17 protein-coding genes and 2 pseudogenes are annotated in these 25,947 nt (G+C 55.8%); 9 read left to right on the top strand and 10 right to left on the bottom strand.

Annotated elements, in window-relative coordinates; genetic code table 11:
- Positions 1–120 precede the first annotated feature (120 nt).
- Both RBB82_RS23895 and RBB82_RS23890 read left to right on the top strand, forming a co-directional pair.
- The gene (locus tag RBB82_RS23895) at positions 121–4,653 is read left to right on the top strand and encodes a malectin domain-containing carbohydrate-binding protein (RefSeq protein WP_433975609.1); all 4,533 of its coding nucleotides are present in this window, start codon (positions 121–123) and stop codon (positions 4,651–4,653) included.
- Positions 4,654–4,911: 258 nt separating this feature from the next.
- The gene (locus RBB82_RS23890; protein ID WP_433975608.1) at positions 4,912–6,507 is read left to right on the top strand and encodes a WD40 repeat domain-containing protein; all 1,596 of its coding nucleotides are present in this window, start codon (positions 4,912–4,914) and stop codon (positions 6,505–6,507) included.
- A gap of 143 nt (positions 6,508–6,650) precedes the next feature.
- Here the strand turns inward: RBB82_RS23890 and RBB82_RS23885 are convergent, their stop codons facing one another.
- From RBB82_RS23885 to RBB82_RS23875, 3 genes are all read right to left on the bottom strand, one after another.
- A complete protein-coding gene (locus RBB82_RS23885; protein WP_433975607.1) occupies positions 6,651–6,878 on the bottom strand; it encodes a hypothetical protein in 228 nt (75 codons plus the stop codon).
- Between the two features lie 623 nt (positions 6,879–7,501).
- Positions 7,502–8,452, bottom strand: coding sequence for a S1/P1 nuclease (locus RBB82_RS23880; RefSeq protein ID WP_433975606.1), 951 nt, complete (start codon positions 8,450–8,452; stop codon positions 7,502–7,504).
- 113 nt (positions 8,453–8,565) lie between these two features.
- The gene (locus tag RBB82_RS23875; protein WP_433975605.1) at positions 8,566–9,318 is read right to left on the bottom strand and encodes an IS6 family transposase; all 753 of its coding nucleotides are present in this window, start codon (positions 9,316–9,318) and stop codon (positions 8,566–8,568) included.
- A 222-nt stretch (positions 9,319–9,540) separates the two neighbouring features.
- On the opposite strand from RBB82_RS23875, the gene RBB82_RS23870 reads away from it, so the two are divergent.
- Entirely contained in the window at positions 9,541–10,575 is a 1,035-nt protein-coding gene (locus tag RBB82_RS23870) for a ThuA domain-containing protein (RefSeq protein WP_433975604.1), read from the top strand.
- Between the two features lie 293 nt (positions 10,576–10,868).
- Positions 10,869–11,411: pseudogene (locus RBB82_RS23865) on the top strand (transposase); the annotation flags it as partial.
- 70 nt (positions 11,412–11,481) lie between these two features.
- Here RBB82_RS23865 and RBB82_RS23860 read toward each other — a convergent pair.
- On the bottom strand, positions 11,482–11,835 hold the full coding sequence (locus tag RBB82_RS23860; RefSeq protein ID WP_433975603.1) for a site-specific integrase: 354 nt from the start codon (positions 11,833–11,835) through the stop codon (positions 11,482–11,484).
- Positions 11,836–12,024: 189 nt separating this feature from the next.
- On the opposite strand from RBB82_RS23860, the gene RBB82_RS23855 reads away from it, so the two are divergent.
- Positions 12,025–12,630 (top strand): Uma2 family endonuclease, encoded by a 606-nt coding sequence (locus RBB82_RS23855; RefSeq protein ID WP_433975602.1) that lies wholly within the window; start codon positions 12,025–12,027, stop codon positions 12,628–12,630.
- A 115-nt stretch (positions 12,631–12,745) separates the two neighbouring features.
- Here RBB82_RS23855 and RBB82_RS23850 read toward each other — a convergent pair.
- A pseudogene (locus RBB82_RS23850) lies at positions 12,746–13,180 on the bottom strand (IS6 family transposase); the annotation flags it as partial.
- A gap of 89 nt (positions 13,181–13,269) precedes the next feature.
- Between RBB82_RS23850 and RBB82_RS23845 the strand changes: the two are divergent.
- Positions 13,270–13,899: a hypothetical protein gene (locus tag RBB82_RS23845; RefSeq protein ID WP_433975601.1), complete on the top strand. Its 630-nt coding sequence runs from the start codon at positions 13,270–13,272 to the stop codon at positions 13,897–13,899.
- 256 nt (positions 13,900–14,155) lie between these two features.
- Here RBB82_RS23845 and RBB82_RS23840 read toward each other — a convergent pair whose 3' ends face one another.
- The 4 genes from RBB82_RS23840 to RBB82_RS23825 form a co-directional block, all read right to left on the bottom strand.
- On the bottom strand, positions 14,156–15,742 hold the full coding sequence (locus RBB82_RS23840) for an acido-empty-quinoprotein group A (protein ID WP_433975600.1): 1,587 nt from the start codon (positions 15,740–15,742) through the stop codon (positions 14,156–14,158).
- Between the two features lie 64 nt (positions 15,743–15,806).
- Positions 15,807–16,829, bottom strand: a complete 1,023-nt coding sequence (locus RBB82_RS23835) for a c-type cytochrome (protein ID WP_433976008.1) — start codon at positions 16,827–16,829, stop codon at positions 15,807–15,809.
- 132 nt (positions 16,830–16,961) lie between these two features.
- Positions 16,962–18,332, bottom strand: coding sequence for a multicopper oxidase family protein (locus tag RBB82_RS23830; RefSeq protein WP_433975599.1), 1,371 nt, complete (start codon positions 18,330–18,332; stop codon positions 16,962–16,964).
- 169 nt (positions 18,333–18,501) lie between these two features.
- Positions 18,502–19,326: an FG-GAP repeat domain-containing protein gene (locus RBB82_RS23825; RefSeq protein ID WP_433975598.1), complete on the bottom strand. Its 825-nt coding sequence runs from the start codon at positions 19,324–19,326 to the stop codon at positions 18,502–18,504.
- A 1,279-nt stretch (positions 19,327–20,605) separates the two neighbouring features.
- Here RBB82_RS23825 and RBB82_RS23820 point away from each other — a divergent pair.
- The 3 genes from RBB82_RS23820 to RBB82_RS23810 all read left to right on the top strand — a co-directional run bounded on the left by RBB82_RS23820 (position 20,606) and on the right by RBB82_RS23810 (position 25,575).
- Entirely contained in the window at positions 20,606–22,231 is a 1,626-nt protein-coding gene (locus RBB82_RS23820; RefSeq protein ID WP_433976007.1) for a multicopper oxidase family protein, read from the top strand.
- 238 nt (positions 22,232–22,469) lie between these two features.
- Positions 22,470–24,413 carry an alkaline phosphatase family protein gene (locus RBB82_RS23815; RefSeq protein ID WP_433975597.1) on the top strand — a complete coding sequence of 648 codons (1,944 nt, stop codon included), beginning with the start codon at positions 22,470–22,472 and terminating at the stop codon, positions 24,411–24,413.
- A 76-nt stretch (positions 24,414–24,489) separates the two neighbouring features.
- The gene (locus RBB82_RS23810) at positions 24,490–25,575 is read left to right on the top strand and encodes a YncE family protein (RefSeq protein WP_433975596.1); all 1,086 of its coding nucleotides are present in this window, start codon (positions 24,490–24,492) and stop codon (positions 25,573–25,575) included.
- Positions 25,576–25,683: 108 nt separating this feature from the next.
- Here the strand turns inward: RBB82_RS23810 and RBB82_RS23805 are convergent, their stop codons facing one another.
- Positions 25,684–25,848, bottom strand: a complete 165-nt coding sequence (locus tag RBB82_RS23805) for a hypothetical protein (RefSeq protein ID WP_433975595.1) — start codon at positions 25,846–25,848, stop codon at positions 25,684–25,686.
- Between the last annotated feature and the right edge of the window lie 99 nt (positions 25,849–25,947).

The raw sequence follows: 25,947 nt of genomic DNA, 5'->3' as shown, positions 1-25,947 counted from the left end.
GCCCAGATGGTTACTGATCCTGTGGTTGCCTGAAGATTCACGAGTTCCTCGCTCTCCCCGATCTTCTTTCGCTTCCAAACCGCCGCCACTAGAACTGTTGTTCCGAAAGGAAGCACCTCTGTGAATCAAGGAATAAGGAGTTTTGCGCTCCCGCTCTCCCTCGTGTGCTTACTTGCCGCCATCACGCCTGCGCACGCGCAAGATATTACGATGTGGAAGGCTGACCCACAACACACTGGCCTAAACTCCAACGAGACGGTTCTGACACCGGCCATTGTTAACGATTCGACCAAGTTTGCGCCGCTATTCTTCCAGAAGCTGGACGGCCAGGTGTATGGGGCTCCTTTGTTCATGAGCGCCGCGACGTTGAGCCGTCTTCCGGGCAGTTTTGCTGACAACAAAAGCCACAACGTGGTCTACGTAGTCACCCAACACGACAGCGTGTACGCGTTTGACGCGGATGCGGATCCTCTGGGCGCAAATACCTCGGGGAACGACTCGGCTCCTCTCTGGCATACGAGCCTTCTCGAACCGAATGCGCAGTTTGGCACACCCACCACCGTGCCTTCTTCCGATGCAGCGGGCAACGACATAAGCCCCGAGTTCGGCATCACCACCACGCCGGTCATCGATCCGGCATCCGGCACACTGTTCGTCGTCTCGCTCATTAAGTTTCCGGGCCAGTCGCTAAACAATCTATACCGCCAGGAACTGCACGCGCTCGATCTCAAGACAGGTAAAGACAAGGTCGCGCCGTTTGTTCTTGACGCCAACCTGACCTTCAAGGGTTTCGCGGTCTCCAACTCGAGCGCGAGCGACCACGATCCAGTGGTGGCTCCAACCGGCGAGATTCCTTTTGCTCCGCTGCATGAGCATCTGCGCGGTGCGATGACGTTCGACGCCAAGAACAATATCGTCTACCTGGTCTATGCCTCGCACAGCGACGAACAGCGCTACTACGGCATGGTGCTCGGCTTTGACGGCTCGACCCTGAATCTGACACATAGCTTCGTCACTACGCCCAACGGCGCCACCAAACTTGACCCATCAACCCATAATGGCCTGAACAATGGCGGCGGCGAGGGTGGCATCTGGCAAGGCGGCGCATCGGCCGCGCTCGACGAGAATCAGAACATTATCTTTGTCACCGGCAATGGCCCCTTTGATCAGGACCCGAGCAGCGGCTCGATGGACTGGGGGGAGACGGCGCTGAAGCTGCCGGCGGCCATGGCGGGTCAACAGCAATACCAGTTGGCGATGAGCGACACCAGCTCGTACTTTACCCCCTCCAACTGGTTCACGCTGAACTCCGGCGGAGGCTCTATACCTGGCGATTCGGACCTTGGCGCGGGCGGCCCCCTGCTACTGCCCGCACAACAAGGCGACCACCCCCACATGATGATGTTTGGCGGCAAGGCGGGTGTGTGGTACCTGATCGATCGTGATGTGCTGGGCGGCATCCTTCAGAACGATGCACAAGCACTGCAGGAGTTAGCCGAACCGCGCGCCCCGCAGCTGACCATTACTCCCAGCTACTTCAACGGCGCAGTTTATTACGCACCATCTGGCAGCCCGATGGTCAAACGACTGCTTGTGTATGACAACGTCAACAACGTGACCACGATCTCTACTACACCTATCGTTGGCACCGGCGGCAACGTCAATGCAAAGGGCTCCTCGCCGTTTATTACGTCGAGCGGCACCAGCAACGGCATTGTCTGGGGGCTCGATGGCAACGTTCATGCCTATGACGCCAACACCATGCAGCGGCTCGGCACGGCGTTTAACAACGACATCACTGCTCCCGATGGCAGCGGCCGTTGCCAGACCACTAAATTCAGCACCATGATCGTTGCCAACGCTCACGCTTACTATACGTGCTACTCAGGAACAACCGAAGGCTTTCTGGTCGTGGCTGGGCTCAAGAGCGCGGCAGCGGCCACACCTGCGGCACCCACCGGCCTTTCTGCGCAAACCATCTCGTCGACGGTTATCAATCTGAACTGGACCAACAACGCAGCGACCGACCCCTCGCTCGCCGGTTTCCACATCTTCCGCGCGACCAGCGGGAGCGGACCCTTCATCCAGCTCTCCCTCACAGCGCAGGGCAATTCTTTCTCTGACTCCACCGCTGTGCCGAATACCCAGTACTTCTACCGCGTGACGGCGTTCAACAGTGTGGGAGACTCCGGGCCGAGCAACACTGTGCAAGCCACCACTTACCCCACCTATGCGCAAAGCGGTCTGGTGGGTTACTGGCCGATGGAGGACGCCACTGGAAACACGGTGAGCGACGCAACTGGCAACGGCCATACCGGTTCGCTCGCGTCGGATGGGGAGGCGCTCTACACCCCGGCTGGTTACATCAATGGCGGGTGGAACTTTCATGGCACCAAGATCCCCGACAGCATCACTGTGCAGGATAGTCCGAGCCTCGACTTCACGGCGACACAAAGCTTCACGCTCGCAACCTGGGTTCAGGTTGACGCCGTGACCGGCATCGAGCAGCCCATTGTCCTGAAGTCTGCCAACAACGGGAACGTGTACGGCCTGCTGGTCAACGCCAACAACCACTTCGCCATGCGTGGACCTTCAGGCGATGTCGCCGGCCCGGTGGTCAACGCGGCGAAGTGGACTCATGTCGCCATGGTGCAGAATGGCCCCGCGGGTACGCGCACGCTCTACGTGAACGGGCAGGCCATCGTTCAGGGAGTGGCGCAGGCTGCCAATGGCGCCGGCGCCCTGGAATGGGGCGAGGAAGATCTGCCCGCTGGCAGCAACCAGGTCCAGTTCGGCTTCCAGGGCACGATCGATGAGACCCGACTGTACAACACGGCGCTCTCTGCATCGCAGATCGCCGACCTGCTGCCGGTAACGCTGCTTGATGCAAACTCATTGCTGTCCTCTGGCTCTCAAGATCAACTCGGCACAACGTTGTTCCCGATCACGGCCCCGGTCTCCGAGGCTCGTGTCAGTCAGACGCCAGGCAGTTACACTGTCGTCGCGCACTTCGCCAAGGCCGTGACCGGCTTCGCTGCGTCGCTGACACAGCAGAGCGGCGCGGCGGCAACGGGTACGGTCGGCGCAATCACCTACGATGGAACTCGGACCGTTGTGTCAATTGCGCTGAGCAATGTTGCCGATGGGCAGAAGCTGAATCTGCATCTGTCCGGCATCGTGGCAGCTGACAACTCCTCTGTTGTCCCGGGCTCGGCTGACGTCGCGCTGACTGTGCTTGAAGGCGATGTAACCGGCGACGGAGTAGTCAACGGCGCTGACGTTTCGCTGGAAAGCAGCAACATCACCAATGCCGCTGTGGCTCCGGGCAACGCGCGCTTTGACATCAACGGCGACGGAAGCTTAACCAGCGCCGACACGGCTCTGGTGTCCGGCCGCATTGTTGGAGGACAGACGCCGCCTGCTCCACCTACCCTGTCGCAGACAACCGGCTCATCCAGTGTTGCGTTGAGTTGGACAGCGAGCGCCACTGCAACCTCGTACACGGTCTTGCGGGGGACATCCTCTGGCGGTGAAACGCAGCTTATATCGAACCTGACGGGAACAAGCTATACGGATAACGGCGTTACCGCAGGCTCGACCTACTTCTATACAGTGGAGGCGGTCGCCGGATCCGTTGCGTCGAAAGCGTCTAACGAGGTGCAGGCTACTATCCCAGGTCAGGCGCCGACACAAACCGCCATTGTTCAGATCGACTCAGGCAGCACGGCTGCGGTGAATCCGTTTGCCGCCGATGAGTTCTTCCAGGGCGGCTCGGTGACGGGGACCGTCGGGGTGAGCATCGACATGTCGAAGGTGAAGAACGCAGCTCCGATGGCTGTCTATCAATCCAACCGGTACGGTAACTTCACTTACATCATTCCGAATCTCACCACGGGTACGGCTTATGCGGTTCGGCTGCACTTCGCAGAGACGTATTGGTCCGCGTCCAACTCGCGTGTCTTCGACGTGATCGCCAATCAAGGAATTAGTAGCCAACAGACCTTGCTGTCGAACTTCGATATCTATCAGACAGCCGGTGGCAAAGATGTAGCCTACTCGCAGGACTTCCTGGTAACGGCAACAAATGGCCAGATCGTGCTGACCTTCAAGACCGACAAGGACAACGCGCTGGTCAGCGGTATCGAAGTGTTGACCACTACCGCTGTGCCTCCTCCCCCCCCGACGACAGATGATCTGGTCGCGATCGACTCAGGCAGCACGGCCGCGGTGAATACGTTTGCCGCCGATGAGTTCTTCCAGGGCGGCTCAGTGACGGGAGTCGGTGTAAGCATCGACATGTCGAAGGTGAAGAACGCAGCTCCGATTGCTGTTTATCAATCCAACCGGCACGGTAACTTTACTTACACCATTCCCAATCTCACCACGGGCACGGCTTATACGGTTCGGCTGCACTTCGCAGAGACCTATTGGTCCGCGTTCAACTCGCGTATCTTCGACGTGATCGCCAATCAAGGGCTTAGTAGCCAACAGACCTTGCTGTCGAACTTCGATATCTATCAGACAGCAGGTGGCAAGGATGTAGCCTACTCGCAGGACTTTCTGGTGACGGCAACAAATGGCCAGATCGTGCTGACCTTCAAGACCGACAAGGACAACGCGCTGGTCAGCGGCATTGAAGTATTAAAGCCGTAAACGCTAGAGTCAGGCAGGGATCTGTAGGCTGCGTTCCCCTCTTGCAGGAAGGCGTGTGTTGTCCGGAAAATCTCTGATATGCGCGCCGATTTATTATCCGCAGAACGATACCAATCAAGGGAGCCGTCTTAGGACGGCCCCGCTAACCAGACCTCCAGGATCTTCGTGAAGCGACACCATCTCGCAGCTCCTTGTTCTTCGTGGCGACGTCTCTCTCTTCCAGCCATAGCGGCCCTTGGAGGGATCATTGGCGGAACAGTGCTTTCCTCGCAAGCACAACAGGCCCCACTCGCCGGTCCATCTACTGCTGACAGGCCAGGAGTGCCCACACCTCCCGTCGGCGCCTCTGGACTGGCGCCCGCGGCCTACATTCACTATCTGCTCGCACTCCAGTTCGCCAATGACGGCATCAAGCATGAGGCCCTGCGTGAGTTGGCCGAAAGCCTGCGCGTGCAAAGAGACGGCAACCCAGCAGCAGGGCTTGCCTTTCAGCTTATCGCGGAGCAACGTCAAGACATTCACATCACGTTGTGCTGCAACGTTGGGAACATCCTGATCGCAAGTTTTAGCCCGGATGGCTCGCGCATTCTGACGGTCTTTGACGACAAGACGGCGCGTATCTGGGATGCACATACCGGCCAACCGCTCTTAGGGCCACTGCGTCACAACGCGGATATACTAGCCGCTGCGTGGAGCCTTGACGGCCGCTACATCGCGACGAGCTCGCGTGATGAGATCGTGCATCTTTGGGATGCGTCCACTGGCACCGCGTCGAGGCCGCCCTTCCATGTTGAGCAAGCGCTGACGGTCCTTGCTCTCAGTCCTGAAGGTCAGCGCGTGCTGGGCAGCGCGGAAAATACGGCCTACCTTTGGAACGCGCTTACAGGTGAGCGACTCTCATCAAACCTCGAGTATCACGAAGATGTAAATGCTGCTGCCTTCAGCGCGGATGGCAAGTATGCTCTGCTTGGGACCAGCGACTCGGTAGCGGACCTTATCGATCCCCTCACCGGCAAGCGTGTGATGCGCCTGAAGCAAGACAATGCTATCTTCAGCGCGAAGTTCAGTCGCGACGGTCGTCTGGTGCTCACGGGCTCGGAGGACCACACTGCGCGGATATGGGATGCCAACACCGGAGTGCCACTCGGACCGCCCCTTGAGCATACGGCGCCTATTAGCGATGCGGAGTTCAGCGCGGATGCGGACCGTGTGCTCACTACATCGTACGATCACACGGCACGAGTATGGGATGCGCACACAGGACAACCGCTCACGCCGCTTCTGCAGCACAACGCTCCCTTGATCGAGGGCGGCTTCAGCCCGGATGCTTCGCTGGTATTTACCCACGGGCGGGATATGTCGATTCGTGTGTGGAGCGTGAGGACAGGCCAACTGATGCTCTTGCCGATCCTCTCCACCGCGCCGGTGAGAAGCGCTTGCTTCAGCCCCACGGATTCCAGGCTGCTTGTTATTCTAGGCCGCACTGCACAGGTCCTGGACATGCCTCCTGCGGAGACGCCACCGGTCTGGCTCGCTGATCTCGCAGAGTTTGCCGCAAGCCGCTCCCGATTCTCGCAGGCCCCAGTTCCGGACCGTGCCATTATCGAAAAGCTCCGAACGGAGATGCTTGCCTCCGCGGCTACCGACCCGTGGACCAAATTCGGAAAGTGGTACTTCATCAAATCCAGCGACCGGGCGGTGTCGCCCTGGAGCACCGTATCACTCGAACACTATGTCAACCAGCTGCTGAGTCTCAATACCATGCAGTCTCTCGACTACGCCAGGAAGATCGCCTTCGATCATCCTAACTGGATGCTCAAAATCGATGCGGCGCGGAAGGCTCTCTCACATTAACTCCTCAGGTTGAGAAAAATATCCATCGCCTAGAGGAAGACAACACAACGACTTATCCAGTACGTTCATCCGTGTAGTCCGCCAAGCAATTTCTTTCCCTTGAACATAAGTGACCCTACCATTGGGATTTCCGCAAGGACTCTCTAACGTCCAAACTCGTGGATGAAGGTGGCGAAGGTCGCTCTCCCACTTACCTCAGTGTGCGGCTCCCCGATCTGGACATAGCCTAGGTCAAAGCGTGCAGGTGGAAGTACATTCATGGCCCAGTCGACAAATGCCTCATCGACGGCATCGCCGGGTGAAAGAAAGGGGGTGAGAGGCTGTTGGCTTTGGCACCATGCAGCGTAGGTCTTGATGGTCTTCTCGCTCATAGGGTGTTCCTCCTGTGTTGGTTTGTTTCTTTGTGGCCGTGGCATGTGACATACACGCCGAACGCCTCCTGGCGACGGCGGGGCGGCAAGGCGCAAAGGGGAAGGGAATTGCCCACCTCTCGTCAGAGGGCGAAGCGAAGCGGCGGTCTGCACAAGCGAAGCGCGGAAGACTGAGGAGACTCCTTGTGCCGCGCCAGGGCGGAGACTTCAGGGAAGGTCTGGTTACCTTGCTTTGTGCGCATCAAGGCGCACCGGGATAGTTCTTACGTTCTTGCAACGTGCGAGGCGCCTCTTCTCACGCACGTTGTGTCACACCGCCTGGGTGACATCCGCCTCATCGAGCTGTCCGGCAATCCGTTATATCGGTCTTCGCGGCGGCTCGGCGCATCCGTCAAGTAATTCGTTCCCTGCGGTTTTGTCAGCCCAAATCTCCCGAGGCGGTAACCGGCGGGGCCTCGCTGGCCGCAAGGTCTGTCAGTTTGTAGCCAGCAAAGGTCTTGTCGGGCTTCCTCCAGCCACACGCGTCATGCGGCGGTTGAGGCCATTGCCCAGTATGTCACTTCAATTCGCAAGTAAGCCCGAGTGAACATATTGAATGGGTGATCTATGTCCCACACCAACTTCTACTTGAGCTTTGTATTGAGCAGGTTCGCCAGGCGGTATCCAGCCAGAATGACCTGTTCATTGGCGACCCGATTGGCCTGGGAACGGTAGGGCGCGTTCGGACGTGGAGAAAGCTTCACAGACGGATCGTTGTCCTGGCTGATAGGTGCGATGTAGACAGCAGACTTGGCAAAGTCGAAGCTGCCGGTGACCCATGCCTGAACATCGAGAGACTCGGTTCCGGCGGGCTTAGGATGGCGAAGCAGAGCTGTGGCGTTCTCTGAGATCTGCTCCTGGGTGGGCGTATCGCCGAATAATCCATCCCAGTAGGCGTGCAGCTCGTCGGTACACGGCAAGTTACAGAAGAAGACCAGGTTTCCGCCAGCGTCGCCCTGCGGATGGTCTATAGTGAAGCGCGACGTGGCGTGGAGCGGCTGGTGAATGTCTCCCACGAGATGCTCCAGCCAGACAACATCGTACGACTTGATGTCGTCGGACTCATCCGTGGCGATGGCGGCAGAAAGCTTCGCTATCTCGGTCAACGCATTGGGGGTCTTCGGCGGCTGGCCCGACGCTCCGGCCGAGTATGGCGTATCGACGAAATGCCAATACTGGTGCATGAGCTTGTCGGCATACCCTATGTTCTGATCGTCGGTGGGCTGGCCTGGAGGCGTGTTGCCGCCGTCGCTGGTGTAGCCCGGCTCGCAGCTCGCCTGTTTGATACAGTCCGGCCAGGTTGCGGCCATCATAAAGGCAAAGAGCGGTTTCCTGCTGTTTTCCACGTCTACAGTCCACCGCGCATACATGGGATTAAGCTTGAGTAGCCCGTCCACGCGCGCTCGCGTAGCAGGGTTGAGCCTCTGATAAGCGATGTAGGCGACGATCTCGTGCCCGCCATTAAACCAGGCGAAGGCAGGCTGCGACGCGACAAGACTGAGCATGACAACCACTGCCAAAATTCGTTGCTTCATTGCGGGAGTCTCCAGAATCGCGATTCATTTACACAAGCCAGTCCCGTCGGCGCAGTTGCAAAAATTTGAAGGGAAAATAAGAGTGAGAGAGTCTGGCATAGAGATGGCGGAATCTAAGCGAATGCGGTTTGCAACTGCAGCATGGCCTCAGTCATGATGGATGGCCCGAGTCCAAAGGCGCGCTCGACCAGGCGAACCTCTCCTCGTATTCCTGCCGATAGCATCCAGAGTTTTGCTTGTCCTTTACGCAAGGCATGCATCAGCTCAAATCCTTTGATGGTTGCGTAAGCCGTCTTCATCGACTTAAACCCAAGCGTGGGCTTGATCCGGCGTTTTAGTTTGCCGTGATCGGCCTCAATCACATTGTTGTGGTATTTGATCTGACGATGCTCTGTTTCGCCGGGAAGTTTGCCTTCGCGTTTGAGGGAAGCGATGGCCTTTCCGTAAGCGGGGGCTCTGTCGGTGTGGATCACAGAAGGTCTCTCCCATGCCGGAAAGCCCTTCAACGCCTTGCTGAGAAACCGGCTTGCTGCTTTTGTATTCCGTGTCTGGGAAAGATAGAAATCGATTGTTTGCCCGTGCTCATCCACAGCCCGATAGAGATAAACCCATCGGCCACGCACTTTGATATAGGTCTCGTCGACATGCCAACGACCTGTTGGGCGCCAAGCCCAGCGCAGGCGTTTCTCGATTTCAGGAGCGTAGCGTTGAACCCAGCGATACAGCGTGGTGTGATCCAGATCAACGCCACGCTCTTCCATCATCTCTTCCAGATCGCGATAGCTGACCCCGTATTTGCAATACCACCGCACCGCCCACAGGATAATCTCGCCCACAAAATGCCGCCATTTGAAATCACCGCTCATCCCGTTTGCCTCTCACCCGGAAATCCCTGCCCACCGACTCCATCATCGCATTTCATGTATCGTTTTTTGCAACAGCACCGCGGAATCTGCTCAAGAGGCAAACCGGTTGCCACGGTCGGTATACATGCAGCAATGTTCGAGTTCGGTCAGTCGGTGTTCGCCTAAGGCCCTTTCGCTTTTGCTCGCTTGCGCTCAATATTGACGTAGATGAATTGGGGGACTATGCAGATTATTGAACAGAACAAGAAACGCTTCGTTGCTTTCTCGATGGCAGCCTTCTGTCTTCTCAGCCTTCCCTGCTTGGCCCAAGGGACACCTTCCGCAACCTCGCCATCACGACCTGAACCCCTTCCCTACAGCGGCAACCGACCGCAGAGTATCAAGGATGGAGTACAGATCCAGACTGCCTATCGCGAGGACATGGTCGCGATGGAGGATGCAATTCCGACTAAGGCTACTGAAAAGCCGAAGCAGCCGCGCAAGGTTCTGGTGCTGTGCAAGGCGGCAGGATACGTCCACTCCTCAATTCCTTTGGCGGCGGAGACGGTCAAGGCCATGGGGGAGAAAACAGGGGCATATACGGCAACGATCAGTTACGACTCCGCCGACGTTACAGCGACGAACCTGGCACAATACGACGCGATCTTCCTGGATAGCACGACGCTTGCATTTCTGGATGACCCGAAAGATGCGGCTGCGACCGAGGCTCGCAAGAAGGCATTGATGGATTTTGTGCGTGGGGGAAAAGGCCTGGTCGGGATCCATGCTGCGGTGGATACGTACCACACGGCCGAGCATGCGACCGATGCGCCACCCACGGGAACCTGGCCGGAGTTCAATACGATGATCGGGGGATACTTCAAGTTTCACTGGATATATCCGCAGGTTTTGACGGTGAAGATTGACGATCCGAAGAGTCCGCTGACATCGATGTTCCACGGCCAGGAATTTCAGATTCACGACGAGACATACACGATGGCGCAGGACTCGTTTTCCAGGAAAAACGTGCATGTGCTAACCAGCATTGACTACACAAAGATGAGCGATGAGGACAAGGCGAAAGAAAAGTACAAGCGGACCGACGGAGACTATGCCCTGAGTTGGATTCGGCGGGAGGGCAAGGGCCGGGTCTTCGTTGAAGTCCTTGGGCATAGTGAACATATCTATTCGAATACGCCGATGATGGAACATGTATTGGCTGGGATCCAATATGCTTTGGGAGATTTGAAAGCCGATGATTCACCAAGTGTGAAATAGCCAAACTACTTCGCTCGTGCCTTTAGAAAATCTGAGTACTCGTTAACATCGTTTTATTCAAAAACGCTCTTCCTATTTGATAATTCTGCCGAACGGTCCGTCGGCCGCAGAGGCAAAGAAGGCTCTCAAACGTTTGCCGAGTCCATGAAGTTCCGGGCCATAGAAAAGAGGGCTGGAAGCGTCATCGATCGATGCGCAACCGCATCTCCATGAACTGCCCGAAAAAGTCAGGCGGTCTCAACCGGTCGGTGCAACACCATCTGATATGAATTCGATTTCAAAAGGTGGTGTTTATGGAACAAGGAAAACGGAACAGGCTTTCCACTGGGCAGAGGATCGAGATGTGGCGGCGCTGGAAGGCGGGCGAGTCGTTGCATGACATTGGGCGAGCCTTTGGTAAGGGGCATGGTTCCATTCGGTTCCTGTTGACGCAGCGCGGCGGGATAGTTCCTGCTGCTCGTCGGCGTTCACCGCGGACTCTGACGCTGGCCGAGCGGGAAGACATCTCACGAGGAATTGCTTCCGGTTTGTCGATCCGTGAGATAGCCAGCGGGTTGCAACGGCCTGTGTCGACAGTGAGCCGGGAGGTGGCGCGTCACGGTGGCCGTCCACTCTATCGAGCCAGTGAAGCCGATCGTCAGGCCTGGGAGTCAGCTCTGCGACCCAAGGTCTGTCTTCTTGCCAACCACGAGGAACTGCGGATGATCGTGGCCAGTAAACTGATCCTGGACTGGTCGCCGCAACAGGTTTCGAAACGGCTGAAGGTCCACTATCCCAGCAACGAGAGCATGCGTGTGTCCCACGAGACCATCTACCGCAGCTTATTCATCCAGGCCGTGGATCCTTCATAATGGACGATTGTACTAACTTCAACCCGCTCAAGGAATTCACTAGGAAGCTGTGGAATTAGAAAAGCTCAATATTTCCAACGTCACGATGTCTCCCGACCTTCTCGGCCTCTACCTTATCTGAAGATCGCGATCCAATCGCGCCTTGCAACTCGCTCTGACTGAAGCCTGTAATGTAGCGGCAAATGACCTGGCGGCTTGCATGTTCCAGCCTCTCGCCCGCATCGTGCAGCCAGGACAGGAAATGGGCCAAGCCGATGGCGTAGGTTCGCTGCGTGTAAACAGAACAATCTCGCAGCCTGAGGTGGAAAAGGAAATCGTCGCATGACGGAATCGACTTTCCGTCACCCTCGACAACGAGAAACCACACAGTGTTCGCGGCAGAAACTCTCTTCGCAGTGAAAATCGCCATAGCAGTTCAAGTGTCCATGATCTGCCGTGGCGCAGTACACCGGGGTTGCCCGGCTCACGTAGCGGATCCGGGCCGGGCGCAAATCACGAGATAAGATGTGAGCCAGACCGAAGGCGCACCGCTTCCAGACTTTACCGGGCAACGATGAAGATACTGCAATTTGACCCTGCCGAGCATAGAATGATGAACATGAGCACAGGTCTCGAAATTCCGAAGATGCCTAGCACGCTGGTCATCCGTCCGGTGTTGAGCGATGAGGATTTCGAGCAGCTGTGTGCCACTAACGCGGACGTTGCACTCGAACGAACCAGAGAAGGAGAGATCGTAGTGAACGCACCCGCAGGATTCGGTACAAGCGACGCAAACCGTGAGATCATCACGCAGTTGAGTGTCTGGTGGAAGACTCATCGGCGAGGAAGAGTCACCGAATCGAGCGCGGGTTTCTTCCTTCCTGACGGATCAGCTTTGAGTCCGGACGCAGCCTATATTACCGCAGAACAAGCGGGTGGTCTTACCCGAGACGACATCGACCATTTCCTTCGCTTCGCACCGGCTTTCGTCATTGAGCTGCGTTCAAAATCAGACGAGTTGAACAAAGTCTTCGAAAAGATGGAGCGTTGGCTAGCCAACGGCGTTCAACTCGCCTGGTTGGTTGATCCCTATACGCACACCGTTTACGTCTATGAAGCCGGCAACGAACCCCGTAAAGAGACTGGTGAAAGGATATCGGGCTCCGGTCCGGTGGAAGGCTTTGTGCTTGACCTCAACGAGGTTTGGTCTAGCTACAGCGTCTAAAACGGGCAGCTTTACCCACTCTTTATAGTTCAATTTTTACTCGTGCCCAAACGGGCCTTAAATCCGTTTGGGTTTTTTCTGCTTTAAATCGAACGAATGCTTCGCGCGATCCTTGATTGCTAGACCTTGATAAGTGTCGGCCCACACGGAACAGATTTCGGACGGCATCATGGAGGGAGAGAAAACGTTGTGGATGCTTGGCAGATTTGAATCGGCGCATTTGTCGTTCCCGTTGGCGCGTCGGCTGATGCGAGGTTTCGACGCGATTGTTAGAGTACCGCTCCACCCTGTGAGTCACGTTGCTGAAGATGCTTCGCATGGCAGCGGAGTAGCTTCTCAATTTGTCGGTAATGATCTGCAGTGGTTCGGAACTCTGGCCACGCAAGAGTTTTCGAAAAAAGCACTCTGCGGCGCGCTGATCACGATGCGGCTGGACCAGAATGTCGATTACGTCGCCGTCCTGATCCACGGCGCGCCATAAATATGGCTGTTGGCCGTTGATTCGAATGAAGACTTCATCCAAATGCCAGTGGTCGCCCATTTCGCTGCGTCAAAGCTCTGATCTGCTGTCATGACGAGGCTCTGCTATCTATTGTCTTCCAAACACGTGGAATGAGTCGCCCTGAGACGACGCCTGCCATGATCCGACGGCCGCAGACATTCCATGTTCGGTTCTTCGTGGGTCTGGCTACAGAGAAGGTTTTGAAGGAGAGGGTAAAGCCAACTCCGGGGGTCTATATTATGACGGCCCACCTCGACGCGACCTTTCTAAACGTGCTGGATCTCCCCCCGCTACCGGAGCGCTTTCGTAACCTGCCCCTCGTGATGCAAATCGAGAGCGCCACGGGAGCCAAGCAAGGCGGCAGCCACCCAATCCACATCTCCACCAATGAGGGCAACGTACTCGACACTGATTTGCTTGAACGGCATCGGAAAGTCGAGGATGAGGCTGAGGAACCACACTCACGAGACACTCTGGAATGGAGGCAGCAGTTCATGCGTTCCAATCCGTCCTGGACTTCCGCTCAAGTGGTCGCTGAGAGCACAAGCACGGCCAGAAACCGCGCCGCTATTGCGTCACGCTGGCTGCGAGAGAAAAAGATCTTCGCGATCCGTTACGAAGGGCAACAGTGTTTTCCTCGATTCCAGTTTCAGGACGGAGTTCCCTCGCCGGTGATTGCTCAGATCATAAAGATATTTCCTGAGCATGCGACCGGATGGACTTGGCGTATTTTCTTGCTACCCAAATCCGAATATTGGGGGGCGTAAGCCAATCGAGTTGTTGAAATCAAATCCAGCCCGTGTGGTATTTCCAGCTGGGACTTTTGCCCATCCTGCCGATGCCTTTTAGTTGCCCCGTTGCTCCCGCCGATCCCGATCCGTCGCTTGTCCTCCAGACGGCAACCGTATTTGCGGACACTGAATTGATCCGCTTCTATAGCAAGAGCAAGAAATACCCGGCAGATTCCTTCAATCCCAACACAGGCAAAAGAATCGGTGATTCGACATCATCGCCCCTCACTAGTTAACGGTGTTGGGGCGATGCTCCTTTTTGATGAAGCCCATCGGGAAGCTTCCATGCAAACAGTACGCTACCACCGCTAGTCACAAGATATTGCTTGCCATCCAGTTCGTATGTGATGGGAGAGCTGGCTATAGTCGCTCCCGAACCTGCATGCCAGAGTGTCTTGCCATTGGTCGTATCGAGCGCCAGAAAGTTTCCGTGCACGTCGCCGGTGAAGGTCAACCCGGAATCTGTCGTCAGGACTCCGGCGCCGGATCCGCCCTGGCCGAGTTCGTGGGTCCACCTGATTTTGCCTGTCTGGTAGTCGATGGCATCGATAACGCCCTTGCCCCATAGACCGTAATCCGCCCCCGCCCATCCATAGGTGCCATCTGCCGGCTTAGCAAAGTAGATGCTCCAGCTGGGATGGGCATCGACGATGAAGAGGCCAGTGCGAGGGTCAAAGCTTGGGGAGCGGAAGTTCGTCAGGCCGCTCTCGTCCGGTGCGATCAATCGGCCATCCGGTGCTGGCTCTTTCTCCGGATTAGGAATGGGGCGCCCATCCTTGTCAATGCCGAGCGTCCAATTCACTGGACCGAACGGGACGGTCAATAGATTCTTCCCGTTGGTTCGATCCAGTACAAAGAAGTAGCCGTTGCGAGAGGACTGCATCAACATCTTTCTCTGCTGGCCATGGAAGATTCCGTCCACCAATACGGGGGTTTCGACGGCGTCCCAGTCGTGCGTATCGTGTGGTGAAGGCTGAAAGGCCCAAACCAATTTACCCGTGTCAGGATTCAGCGCGACGATACAGCCGGTGTAGAGATTATCTCCGGGGCGGGTGGAGCCGTTGAGAACAGGCGTAGGATTGCCAGTTCCCCAGTAGATAAGGTTCAAGTCGGGATCATATGTTCCAGCCATCCAGGTTGTCCCTCCGGTGGCGGTATTTGGAGTGCCCGCAGGCGGAGTGACATCCCATTGCCATTGCGTCTTGCCAGTCTCCGGATCAACCGACCGGATGAAGGTGGCGAGATTGTCCAGGTCACCACCAACCCCAATGATGACGTGATTGCCCACCACGAGTGGTGCCATCGTCGCCCAATAGCCCTTCTCGACATCCGCGATTTGTACAATCCATCGCACAGTACCATCTTTAGCGTTTAGCGAAACGAGATGTGCGTCGGGCGAGGTAAAGAATATCCAATCTTTGTAGATGCCTACGCCTCGTTGGCCGATGTGATCGCCCTTATTCGGCGGATATGTATAGTGCCAGAGTTGTTGCCCCGAACGAGCATCCACTGCCCATACGTTGTCCGGGATGGTGAAGTACAACACACCATTTACTAACAATGGAGAGGATTTGATGGTAGCTGTATGCTGGGTTTGGAATGCCCAAGCAAGTGTCATTTCGTTCACGTTTTGCGGCGTGATCTGCGTCAAAGCGCTATGACGTCTCCCCGAATAGTCGCCATGATAGCCGGGCCAACTGTCAGCCGGCGGCTTGAGTAACATCGTCGAATCTACATTTTGCGCGACAAGCCAATTAGAAGAGCAAACCAGCGCCAATGCGCTTCCTACTACGACAATTGCAGTCTTCAGGAACTTCATATGGTTCGTGATCCTTCCAGAACGTTGAAATGGCATCGGGTATAGGCGCAATTCACGCAGCCAATCAACGCAGTGTTTGCAAATAAGCCATCAAATTGTGGATGTCGGCGTCGGTGTACTTGCTGAAGAGATCGACGTGTCCGTCAACCGGTGAATCAACCACATACTTCACGTTACCAACGGACCAGGAATGATAGACGCCATTACTGTCACGAAGGCCAACGACAAATTCATCGAGATATGCCAGTGTTCCCGTCATCTTTTGTGTGGAAGGGAGAGTAACGGTTACGTGGCTATTAACGCCGCGGGGGTATAGCATACGCTGCTCCAGTTGGAGTCCCTCGTAGCGCTTTGCGATGTCGCTCAAATCACCTGTGGCCGAGTGGCACTTCGTACAACCACCCGCGCCGTTAAAATATCGCTTCCCTGCCTCCGCGTTTCCGGTTTGCAGATCAGCGACATCAACGCCTCGGCGCCCTCCTTTTTGTGAGGTAGCCTTCTTTTCCTGTGCATGGATAAAGGCCGATAGACTGAGCAACTCCTGATCAGAAAAATTGAAGGCGGGCATCTTTTTTTCGGGGCGTCCATTACGCACAACTTCCGAAATCTTGTCTCCCTTCTCATCCGTCAGAACCAGCTTTGAGCGAGTCAGGTCAGGGCCGGTCTCTCCGCCCATCGTGTCTCTTCCATGACAGAAGGCGCAGTTCTGATGGAAGAGTCCATTTCCAGCGTCAACCATGCTCGAAGAACCAGCCCCTCCAGAACTATCAGTTGCGGCTGATGTCGTGGGTATTACCAAAGGTGGGCTGGCAAGATAGTTCAGTAGCGCCGTCAACTCATCGTTCCGCAATTTGGGAAACGCAGGCATACGCCCTTTCCCGGTGTGGATGAGTTGGGTGATCTGCTGATCGGTCATCTGACGTTTAATGCTGAGGAGAGGCGGAAATGAGGGCAAGATGCCTTCACGCTGTTCACCATGACATATCGCACAGTGATTCACGTAGGAACCGGCACCTTGCTGGTCTGACCCAGCTTCGTTGGATGACTGAATTGCATCAGATTCTGATGATGAATAGCCAGAAGCCACATAAGCGTGCGCCAGACGAGCTTGAAAAAGAAGTAACCCGACTCCTACCAGTAGGAGTATTGCATCCCTGATTCTTTGCATTCGTAAGGCTCTCATCAAAAAGTAAGTAGAGCGGAAGCTCTGTGAATTTAGCTAACTGGAGTACTTGATCAACTGCATGAAGCCATAATCCATATGCAGTTGCTGATGACAGTGCATCAAAGTGTCTCCCGGGTTATTGGCGATAAAATCGACCTCTACTGTTTCGAGTGGCATTACGTTGATAACATCCTTCATTAATCCGCTGAACTGTTTCTTGCCGATGCGGGCCACTTCAAATGTATGTCGATGGAGATGTATTGGATGTTGATCTCCACTGCCATTTCTGAAGACCAGTCTATATCTCTTGCCCGGCTGCACTATCAGCGGATCTACATCAGGCCAAGACTTATTGTTGATTGTCCAGGTATCGAACTTGGCTCCATGTTTCGGGCCGTTATCTCGAAAGGTGAGAACGAACGTTTCATCAGGCTTCACGGATGGTGCGGCCGCATTGGCAAATTGAGTGTAATCCCAGTCGATTGGCTCAGGGTCTCTCCATACGGGCGCGCCGCCCTTTCCCGCATATTCGACAACGATGCCGAGTCCCATCTCACGCTCTTTGGAAAGTACCGAACCAAGGACCCATACGCCTGGCGAGTTCATCTCTACGATTGCGTCCACACGCTCTGCCACTGCCAAGGAGAGTACTTCAACTGTTTTTGGGTTCGGAACTGGATTGCCATCCATTGCTACAACTTTGAACGTGTGGCCCGGCAATGCCAGAACCACGTTTTCTGTTGCGCTGGCATTCAATAGGCGCATCAGCACGCGTTGCCCACGTTTCACGCGGATAGGCTCACCTGCGCCCAACATATGTCCCTGGATCGTTGCGTACTTATATCCCACATCGGAGCCTGTCGTGAGGGGCATGTTCGATGACTGATCCCGCATCGTCTCGACCATGGGGACGAAGGACGGGCCCCAGTGATGAATGGCAAGGTTGATCTCCTGGTCATAACGAGCAGGTTGTTCCCTCCCATCAATCAACAAAAAACCAAATTGTCCGGTGTATGTTCCCTTCGAAAGGTCGTCGTAGGCGGTCGCGTGCGTGTGGTACCAACGGGTGCCTGAGGGCTTAGGCGTGAAGGCATAACGCTGGGTCTTACCAGCGGCGATCATTGGCGAACCTTCTTCCATGGCGCCGTCGTTCAAGGAATCGATGGCGAGTCCATGCCAGTGAACCAGGTCTGGACTTTCGCTGGCATTCGTCACATCGATAGTGGCCGGAACGCCTTCGCGCAGTCTTAGCAACGGCCCTGGAACCTGCCCATTGTACGCAAGTGTTTTGATCGTTACGCCTGGACCTATTTCTACGGTACACGGCTCGATATGTATCGTGTAGTCCGCGTTACCGGATGGAAGAACGTTTCTCGGTTTCAGCGAGGAAGGAAATGCGGCATCAAACGATTTACTCGCCAGCAAAGCACCGGCCGAGAAGAGGAGACTTCTACGATTCATTTAGGCCCCAATTACTTTGTAAAGGAAATTGTAACTGAGCATCGTGGGGAGTGACGGATGATGCGTTCAGAGAAACAAACAGCCCCACGTTTTCCTATTGCAAGAGATAGCCCGGCTGCTTTCAAACCCGCAGTTAGGTGGCGCAATGAGAGTTAGGGTCTCTGACAAAACTCAGCTCAGGCGAATAGGTGAACGTACCGTTGCCACTTCCCAGCATGACCTCGAACGTGCCACCTTTATCGTCCTCGTATACGACCGCCAGATCGAGAATGCCATCTCCGTTAAAGTCGGCGGCGGCGACGTGAGGAACGGTGCCCGGCATAAGCAATGGAGAAGACCACGCGTGGTGGAATAAACCATTGCCAGTGCCAAGAAACACTGTCACCAAACTCGCGCGCCAGTCTGTGACAGCTATGTCCAGAATATTGTCGTGGTTGAAATCAGCGACCACGATCGACACGACCGAGTCGAGGTGGGCTATGTCGCCGGCAGGAGCCATTCTGCCCGTCCCGTCGCCAAGGAACAACAGCAATGAACCGTCGTCGGCTCCGACGATCAGGTCGGGAAGCCTGTCTCCGTTGAAATCTCCAATGACGATTGATCGGGGGGCGTGGTTCAGCACCAGATTGGAAGGGACCTGCTTGAAGATGCCACTTGCTTGGCCGAGTAACACGGTTAGAACGGCAGGTCCGGAGCGGTTTCTGGCCGGCAAGATAGCCACTGCTTTATCGGCGATGCCGTCTCGGTTGAAGTCGCCCATCACCATAAGACTGAAATTTTCGTCGGGAGTCTCTTCGGACGATTCGCTTGATGTGGAGGTCCCCGATGCAATCACTTGCAAAGCACCAGGATCGGTAGCCCATGCGCGCCCAGCCGCAAAGGCAGCAATTGCAAAAAACGCGAATACTGGCACGAAGAAAGAAGACATTGAGTAGAGCCTGGAGGCAGCGCGGATCATTAGGTCCCTTCTTCAAGAAAGACTAACCCCAGGCCAGGAATCTTGCCATCTTTTCGCAAATCAGCAATGGAATGAGTTGCTAAATGTTCAGCACAGCGATGGCCGGGGTCGGCGGAAGGTCAGTTGGTAAAACCACGCTTCACAAGCTGTGCTAAGTTCGTTTCGAAGACCCGTGCGCTTGTGTCCGAGATTGAGGATAACCTCCAGCTTCTGATTCGCAAGAGTCCCGATATCGATGTTTCTTCCTTGCCGCTGCGCGCAAAATGCGGCACTTAAAGGTAACGCGAAGCTGATTCTTGTGTTCACACAGGAGCGCCTGCATCTACTAGCGAATGTTATTGGCGATGCGGTCGGAATTGATCTCCTATTGGAATCGTCGGTGCCGACTTTAGGTCATCCAAAGCCTTAGCTCCAAGTCCAAATCGCGAAAATGTCGACTGGGTTGCCCAAGTCCTCTCGCACATGAACGGGATCACGCCGGGCATGGCAAGGGCTGATCTTTTGAAAGTTTTTACTGTTGAGGGTGGTCTGTCGACAGGCCTGCAGCGCACCTTCGTGAGCCAGCAGTGCCCCTGTTTTAAAGTAGACGTAACTTTTTGAGCAGTCGGACGGCCTGAAAAGGACCAGGATGGTCGAGTCACACTGATCGAAGGATCCCGATGCGACCCAAGGCTTAATCACGTCCATTACCCTCAAGGCTTGAAGTGTAGCGTCTCTATAACCAGAAAACGGCCGTTCGCAGATCGCGATGCAGCCACACCTGGGAAGAGCGGGCTTGCTTCGAGTTGCCGTGCATGCGTGCAGCATAGGAAACAAATGCCAAAAGCAAAGAGGTTTGTACAATAACGACGTCTCATAGATGTTCTCGACCTGATCCTTAGACTCGCTCCAACTCTACGCGTACCGGATCGTAAGACTGATCGGCTTGTACTCTCTGAAACGACCGTTCAGTCGCCTATGCTGTTCCCTGCCCCTTTGGGTTATGAAACCAAAGGGCGACCCTGCTTCTGGGAACCGCTCTCCGTAAGCGCTTTCTTGCAGGATGGCCTGTTCATCCTCTATCGGAGCGCGCCGTCCTTCATGCTGCCGTAACAAACTCGAATTAGTCTTCTCTCTGCATAGACGTCGCACAATCAGGCTTAATGAATCCCCTCCCGGCAAAAATCAAATCCATACATAGCTGCGGCCAATGCTGACGAGACGTCGCCTTCTTCAACGCGGTCTCACCACCGCCGCAGGCCTCACGCTCAGCAAGTCTGTGCCTGCGATGCAGCAGGCCATGGCGTCCCCTGCGCAGGTACGAAGCGGCATCAAACTCACTCGCTACGTCGATCCTCTGCCCATCCCCCCAGTCATTCGCCCAACAGGGAATCCCGGCGAAGTCATTAACATCGAGATGCAACAGTTCCAGCAGAAGGTCCATCGCGACCTTCCTCCCACCACCGTCTGGGGCTATAACGGGACCTGGCCCGGCCCCACCATCGAAGCGCAAAGCGGCGAGCCGCTCTCCATCAACTGGATCAGCAAACTCCCCACAACCCATCTCCTCCCCATCGATCACTCCATCCACGGCGCCGAAGCCTCCCTCCCCGCCGTACGCAACGTCGCTCACCTTCACGGCGCCTGTGCCATGCCCGACGACGACGGCTACCCGGAAGCATGGTTCACCGCTCAAGGCGAGCACGGCCCCCACGGGCCAAAGTTCAACCCTTTGCCATCGTCTTATCCCAACTGCCAGCCCTCCACCTCGCTCTGGTATCACGACCACTGCCTCGGCATCACGCGTCTCAACGTCTACGCTGGCCTCTCAGGCTTCTATCTCATTCGCGACGAAGCAGAAAAATCCTTCAACCTCCCACAAGGCGAATACGAGATCCCCCTCATGCTGCAGGACCGTCTCTTCCACCACGACGGCTCCCTCTATTACCCCAAGGTCGTCAATGGCCCCAAAGAACATCCCATCTGGATTCAGGAGTTCTACGGCGACATGAACTGCGTCAACGGCAAGGTCACGCCGTTCCTCGAGGTAGAGCCGCGCAAATACCGTTTCCGCATCCTCAACGCGTGCAACTCACGCTTCTATCACCTGCGCCTCTTCAACTCCGACGCCACCGGAAAAGCCATCGACAACTCCTTCGATGTCCCGGCCTTCCAGCAGATCGGCACTGACGGCGGCTTCCTCCCTGCCCCCCTCGAACTCCGCTACCTTCTCATCGCCCCCGCCGAACGCTTCGACATCGTCATCGACTTCACCGGTTCCGAAGGCAAGTCATTTTCACTGAACAACGATGCACCCGCTCCCTACAACATGGGCGGCCAGTATGTCCCTGAAGACGTCATGCTCTTCAAGATCACCAAGTCTCTCTCCGGCAAAGACACCAGCACCCTGCCGGAGACGCTTGTCCCCTTCGAACCTCTGAACCCGACCTACACCACACGCGACCGCCAACTCCTCGTCTCGGAGAAAGAGCGCCCCTCCGACGGCTACGTCATTACTGGCCTCCTCGGCAACGCACGCTGGCACGAGCCCATCACCGAAGATCCAAAGGCCGGCAGCACAGAGATCTGGTCCTTCATTAATACCACCGCCGATGTCCATCCTCTGCACGTCCACCTCGTGCAGTTTCAAGTGTTGAATCGTCAGACCTTCGACGTCCAGACCTACCAACAGACCGGAAAACTCGTTCTCACCGGTCGCCCCATGGCACCCGAGAGCAACGAACGCCCCGCCCATAAAGACACCATCAAATCCTACCCCGGCATGGTCACCCGCATCATCGCCCGCTTCGATCTTCCCCACGGAGCGAAGGTCTCACCCGGCGATGAACTCCTCTATGTCTGGCACTGCCATATCCTCGAGCACGAAGACAACGAGATGATGCGCCCGTACAAAGTCATCGTCTAGTTACACAACGCATACGATTTCATCGCGCGCGGTCAGATGCTGAGACACATTCGAAAAGTTGTCCCAGTTACAAATATTTTTCCTGCGACGAAATTACCCCGATAACGTAATCGTAATTATTGATCATTTCATTTTCACGTGACACACCAGGTGAGCTTCTACAACTACGGTTATCGCAGTGAGGGTTACCCCCAACGGCCTAAGACCGCCCCTCAGTTTCCGGAGGATGCACTTGAAAATGAATCGTAAGGTCACTGCCCCTAACGGGACATTGAAGTGTGGCGCGATGATGATGATTGCGCTACAAGTGTTGGCGGGATTGCCTCAATCCGCTTACGCCCAAACAGCTCTGCCCGAAACAAAGACCCCCATCAAGCACGTCATCATCATCATCGGTGAGAACCGCACCTTCGATCACGTCTACGCCACCTACAAGCCCAAGGAAGGCGAGACCGTCTCCAACCTTCTCTCCAAGGGAATCGTCAAAGCCAACGGTAAGCCCGGCCCCAACTACTCCCTCTCCGCGCAGTTCTCAGCGCTCGACAACACCGCCTCCGGTGGAACCTTCTCCATCAGCCCCCAGTCCAAGAGCATCTACAGCACACTTCCTCCAGCGCTGGCCGGTGGCCCCGAAAAGCCAACCGTCGCCGGACCTGCTCCCTTCACCACTCTGAAAGTTGCCAAGCTCGCCGACACCAGTCTCGCCAAGGACTATGACCAGTTCCTCGTCACTGGCGCAACCGGCATCCCTGGCGGCCAGATCGATACTCGCATCGACAACGCAACCAACCTGCGCGAAGGCGTCTATCAGCTTAGCGGCAACAAGATGCCCTACGACGCCTACACCGCCAGCCCCGTGCACCGCTTCTTCCAGATGTGGCAGCAGACCGACTGCAACGTCGACTACGCCACCAAGGACAACCCCAGCGGCTGCTTGAACGATCTCTTCCCATTCGTCGAAACCTCAGTCGGCACCGGCAGCAACGGAGCTCCGCTTCCTGCGAACTTCAACGACACAACCACCGGTGAAGGCTCAGCTTCCATGGGCTTCTACAACATGGCGCAGGGCGACGCTCCCTACTTCAAGCAACTCGCCGATGAGTACACCATCAGCGACAACTTCCACCAGTCCGTCATGGGCGGCACCGGTGCAAACCACATCATGTTTGGCTTCGGCGACTCCATCTACTACACCAACGCCAAGGGCGCGCCCGCTGTTCCTCCAGTCAACGAGATTGAAAACCCCAACCCACAAGCCTCCACCAACAACTTCTACGACCAGGACGGCTACGGTGGTGGCAGCTACGTCAACTGCGGCGACATCAGCCAGCCCGGCGTTCCTGCGGTCACCAACTACCTCCAGTCGCTCAAGCGCCCAGTGAAGTCCAACTGCGTCAAGGGTGACTACTATCTCGTCAACAACTACAACCCTGGCTACGCCGGTGATGGTTCCCTCTATTCGGCGCTCTCGCCCTTCACCATTCCTCCCACGAGCCAGAAGAGCATCGGCGACGACCTCGTCGCTCACAACGTGCCCTTCAAGTACTTCGGCGAAGATTGGGATCTGTTCGTAACAGATCCCACCGAGTCGAACTCCTTCAACGAATACTGCAACATCTGCAACCCGTTCGAGTATCAGACGCAGTTCTTCGCGACTCAAGCGAACCGCGAAAAGTACAACGGTGACACAACAGAGCTGTATGAAGACATCGACACCGGCAACCTGCCGCCAGTCTCCATCGTCAAGCCCAGCGGCTTCAACGATGGTCACCCGGCATCTTCTAAACTCGATCTCTTTGAAGGCTTCGTCAAAAAGATTGTGAATGGTGTCAAAGCCAACCCAACTCTCTGGGCCGACACTGCGATCTTCGTCACCTGGGATGAAGGCGGCGGTTACTATGACTCCGGCTACATCCAGCCCGTCGACTTCTTCGGCGACGGTACCCGCATTCCCCTCATCGTTGTCTCGAAGTACTCCAAGGGTGGTCACGTATCGCACGAGTATGGCGATCACGTCTCCCTCATGAAGTTCATCGAAGCCAACTGGGGCCTGCCAACCATCTCCGACCGCAGCCGCGACAACCTGCCCAACCCGGTCCAGAAGGCCGGCAACCCCTACGTCCCGACGAACAGCCCAGCTATCGGCGATCTGACGGACGATTTCAACTTCTCAACCAAATAACCAGAAACATAACGGTAACTTCGACGGCCAGTCTCCCTGGCCGTCGAAGTACTTTTTTCAGAAGAAGAATTGAACGATGACAAAAGTAGAAAACTTCCTCAGACATCTCACAAAATCCACATCCACCGCCGCCCTCATCACCCTCATAGCAGCATGTGTCCTCACGGCCACATCTCTTGCGTCTACCCCAACGGCGCTCCCCCAATTCCACGTGCAAGACCAGTGGAACCTCGGCGGCAAAGGCGGCTGGGGCTTCCTCGTCCTCGATCCATCGACGCATCGTCTCTATATTCCGCGCACCAATCGAGTCATGGTCGTAGACACTCAAACTGGAAAGATCATTGGCGAAGTCAACGAGATGAAGAACATTCGCAACATTGCTCTCGACGACTCCGGCAAATACGGCTACGTCACCGATGTCACCGACGGCACTGTCAGCTTCGTTCGCGTCTTTGACCGAACCACCCTCAAGATCGTCACCTCAATTCCCACCGGTGCCGTCCCAGCAGCGATCGTCTTTGATCCTGCCTCAAAATCCGTCGTTACCTTCAACTCGCGCGACCGTAACGCAACTGTCATCGACAGCACCACCAACCAGGTCGTCGCGACCATCCCACTGGCTGGCCGTCCCAGCTCTGCCATCGGCGATGACAACGGCGCCATCTTCGTCGTTCTGCCTGCGCTCGGCGAGATTACACGCATCGATGCAGTTGCAAAGAAGGTCACTTCCTCCTGGCAGCTTGCGCCCTACTCCGGACCAAGCGGCCTCGCCATCGACACTACTCGTCATCAACTCTTTACCACCTGCGAAGATCAAAAACTCGTCGCTGTCAGCACAGACACCGGCCATGTCACAGCGATCGCGGACGCTCCTGCCAACGCTGGAGACATCGACTTCGACGCCAGACACAATCTGCTCTTCCTTGCCGACCCCGCTGGCTCACTGCTCATCTTTCGCCGCGAATCACCGCTGAAATACTCCAGACTTCAACAGGTGAAAACTCAAACCGGCGCTCGAACCATGGTCGTAAGTCAGAACGACTCCAAAGCCTACCTCGTCACTTCGAAGTTCGGCCAGAACACCGGCGCAACCTCCGAAGAACTGCAATATCGGCCAACCCCGATTCCCGGCACTTTCTCAGTCATCATCGTCGGGAGGTAAACGAAAAGCCTTTCCATCGGGTCCACTCTGAAGGAAAGGCTCACATTTCAAAACGAAGCCGAATTAGTGAGAAGCACTCCAGGGCGGCTGTCCAAGCGACACATGCCGTTACTCCGGCGTGAATCCAAGCTCCCTCGCATAGTTCAAAATCCGTTCAAAGCCGAGACTGATCGTCGCCCCAGCCTTCTGCGTCACCTCGTCTTCAATCGGCAAATCAAAATCAGCTGCGCCATAGTTCAACCCGACCAACGCCTGTTGATTGTGAGTGAGCACCGAAGTTCGAATCCGCGGAATACTGTCGAGATCGATTCGGCACAGAGCAAGATGCCTAAATATTCAGCGGTCGAGATCTAATCCGCGTGAAGTAAGGTT

It is taken from the genome of Tunturiibacter lichenicola, from assembly GCF_051013355.1.
In the GTDB taxonomy this organism is placed as follows: Bacteria; Acidobacteriota; Terriglobia; order Terriglobales; family Acidobacteriaceae; genus Edaphobacter; species Edaphobacter lichenicola_F.
Note: the sequence above shows the minus strand (reverse complement) of the source record. Positions and strands in the feature narration are given on the sequence as shown.

Excerpts from the sequence above, each read along its gene's own strand:
- RBB82_RS23885 (WP_433975607.1), bottom strand. The coding sequence starts at position 6,878 with ATGAGCGAGAAGACCATCAAGACCTACGCTGCATGGTGCCAAAGCCAA.
- RBB82_RS23880 (WP_433975606.1), bottom strand. The coding sequence starts at position 8,452 with ATGAAGCAACGAATTTTGGCAGTGGTTGTCATGCTCAGTCTTGTCGCG.
- RBB82_RS23875 (WP_433975605.1), bottom strand. The coding sequence starts at position 9,318 with ATGAGCGGTGATTTCAAATGGCGGCATTTTGTGGGCGAGATTATCCTG.
- RBB82_RS23870 (WP_433975604.1), top strand. The coding sequence starts at position 9,541 with ATGCAGATTATTGAACAGAACAAGAAACGCTTCGTTGCTTTCTCGATG.
- RBB82_RS23860 (WP_433975603.1), bottom strand. The coding sequence starts at position 11,835 with ATGGCGATTTTCACTGCGAAGAGAGTTTCTGCCGCGAACACTGTGTGG.
- RBB82_RS23855 (WP_433975602.1), top strand. The coding sequence starts at position 12,025 with ATGAGCACAGGTCTCGAAATTCCGAAGATGCCTAGCACGCTGGTCATC.
- RBB82_RS23845 (WP_433975601.1), top strand. The coding sequence starts at position 13,270 with ATGATCCGACGGCCGCAGACATTCCATGTTCGGTTCTTCGTGGGTCTG.
- RBB82_RS23840 (WP_433975600.1), bottom strand. The coding sequence starts at position 15,742 with ATGAAGTTCCTGAAGACTGCAATTGTCGTAGTAGGAAGCGCATTGGCG.
- RBB82_RS23825 (WP_433975598.1), bottom strand. The coding sequence starts at position 19,326 with ATGATCCGCGCTGCCTCCAGGCTCTACTCAATGTCTTCTTTCTTCGTG.
- RBB82_RS23820 (WP_433976007.1), top strand. The coding sequence starts at position 20,606 with ATGGCGTCCCCTGCGCAGGTACGAAGCGGCATCAAACTCACTCGCTAC.
- RBB82_RS23815 (WP_433975597.1), top strand. The coding sequence starts at position 22,470 with ATGAATCGTAAGGTCACTGCCCCTAACGGGACATTGAAGTGTGGCGCG.
- RBB82_RS23810 (WP_433975596.1), top strand. The coding sequence starts at position 24,490 with ATGACAAAAGTAGAAAACTTCCTCAGACATCTCACAAAATCCACATCC.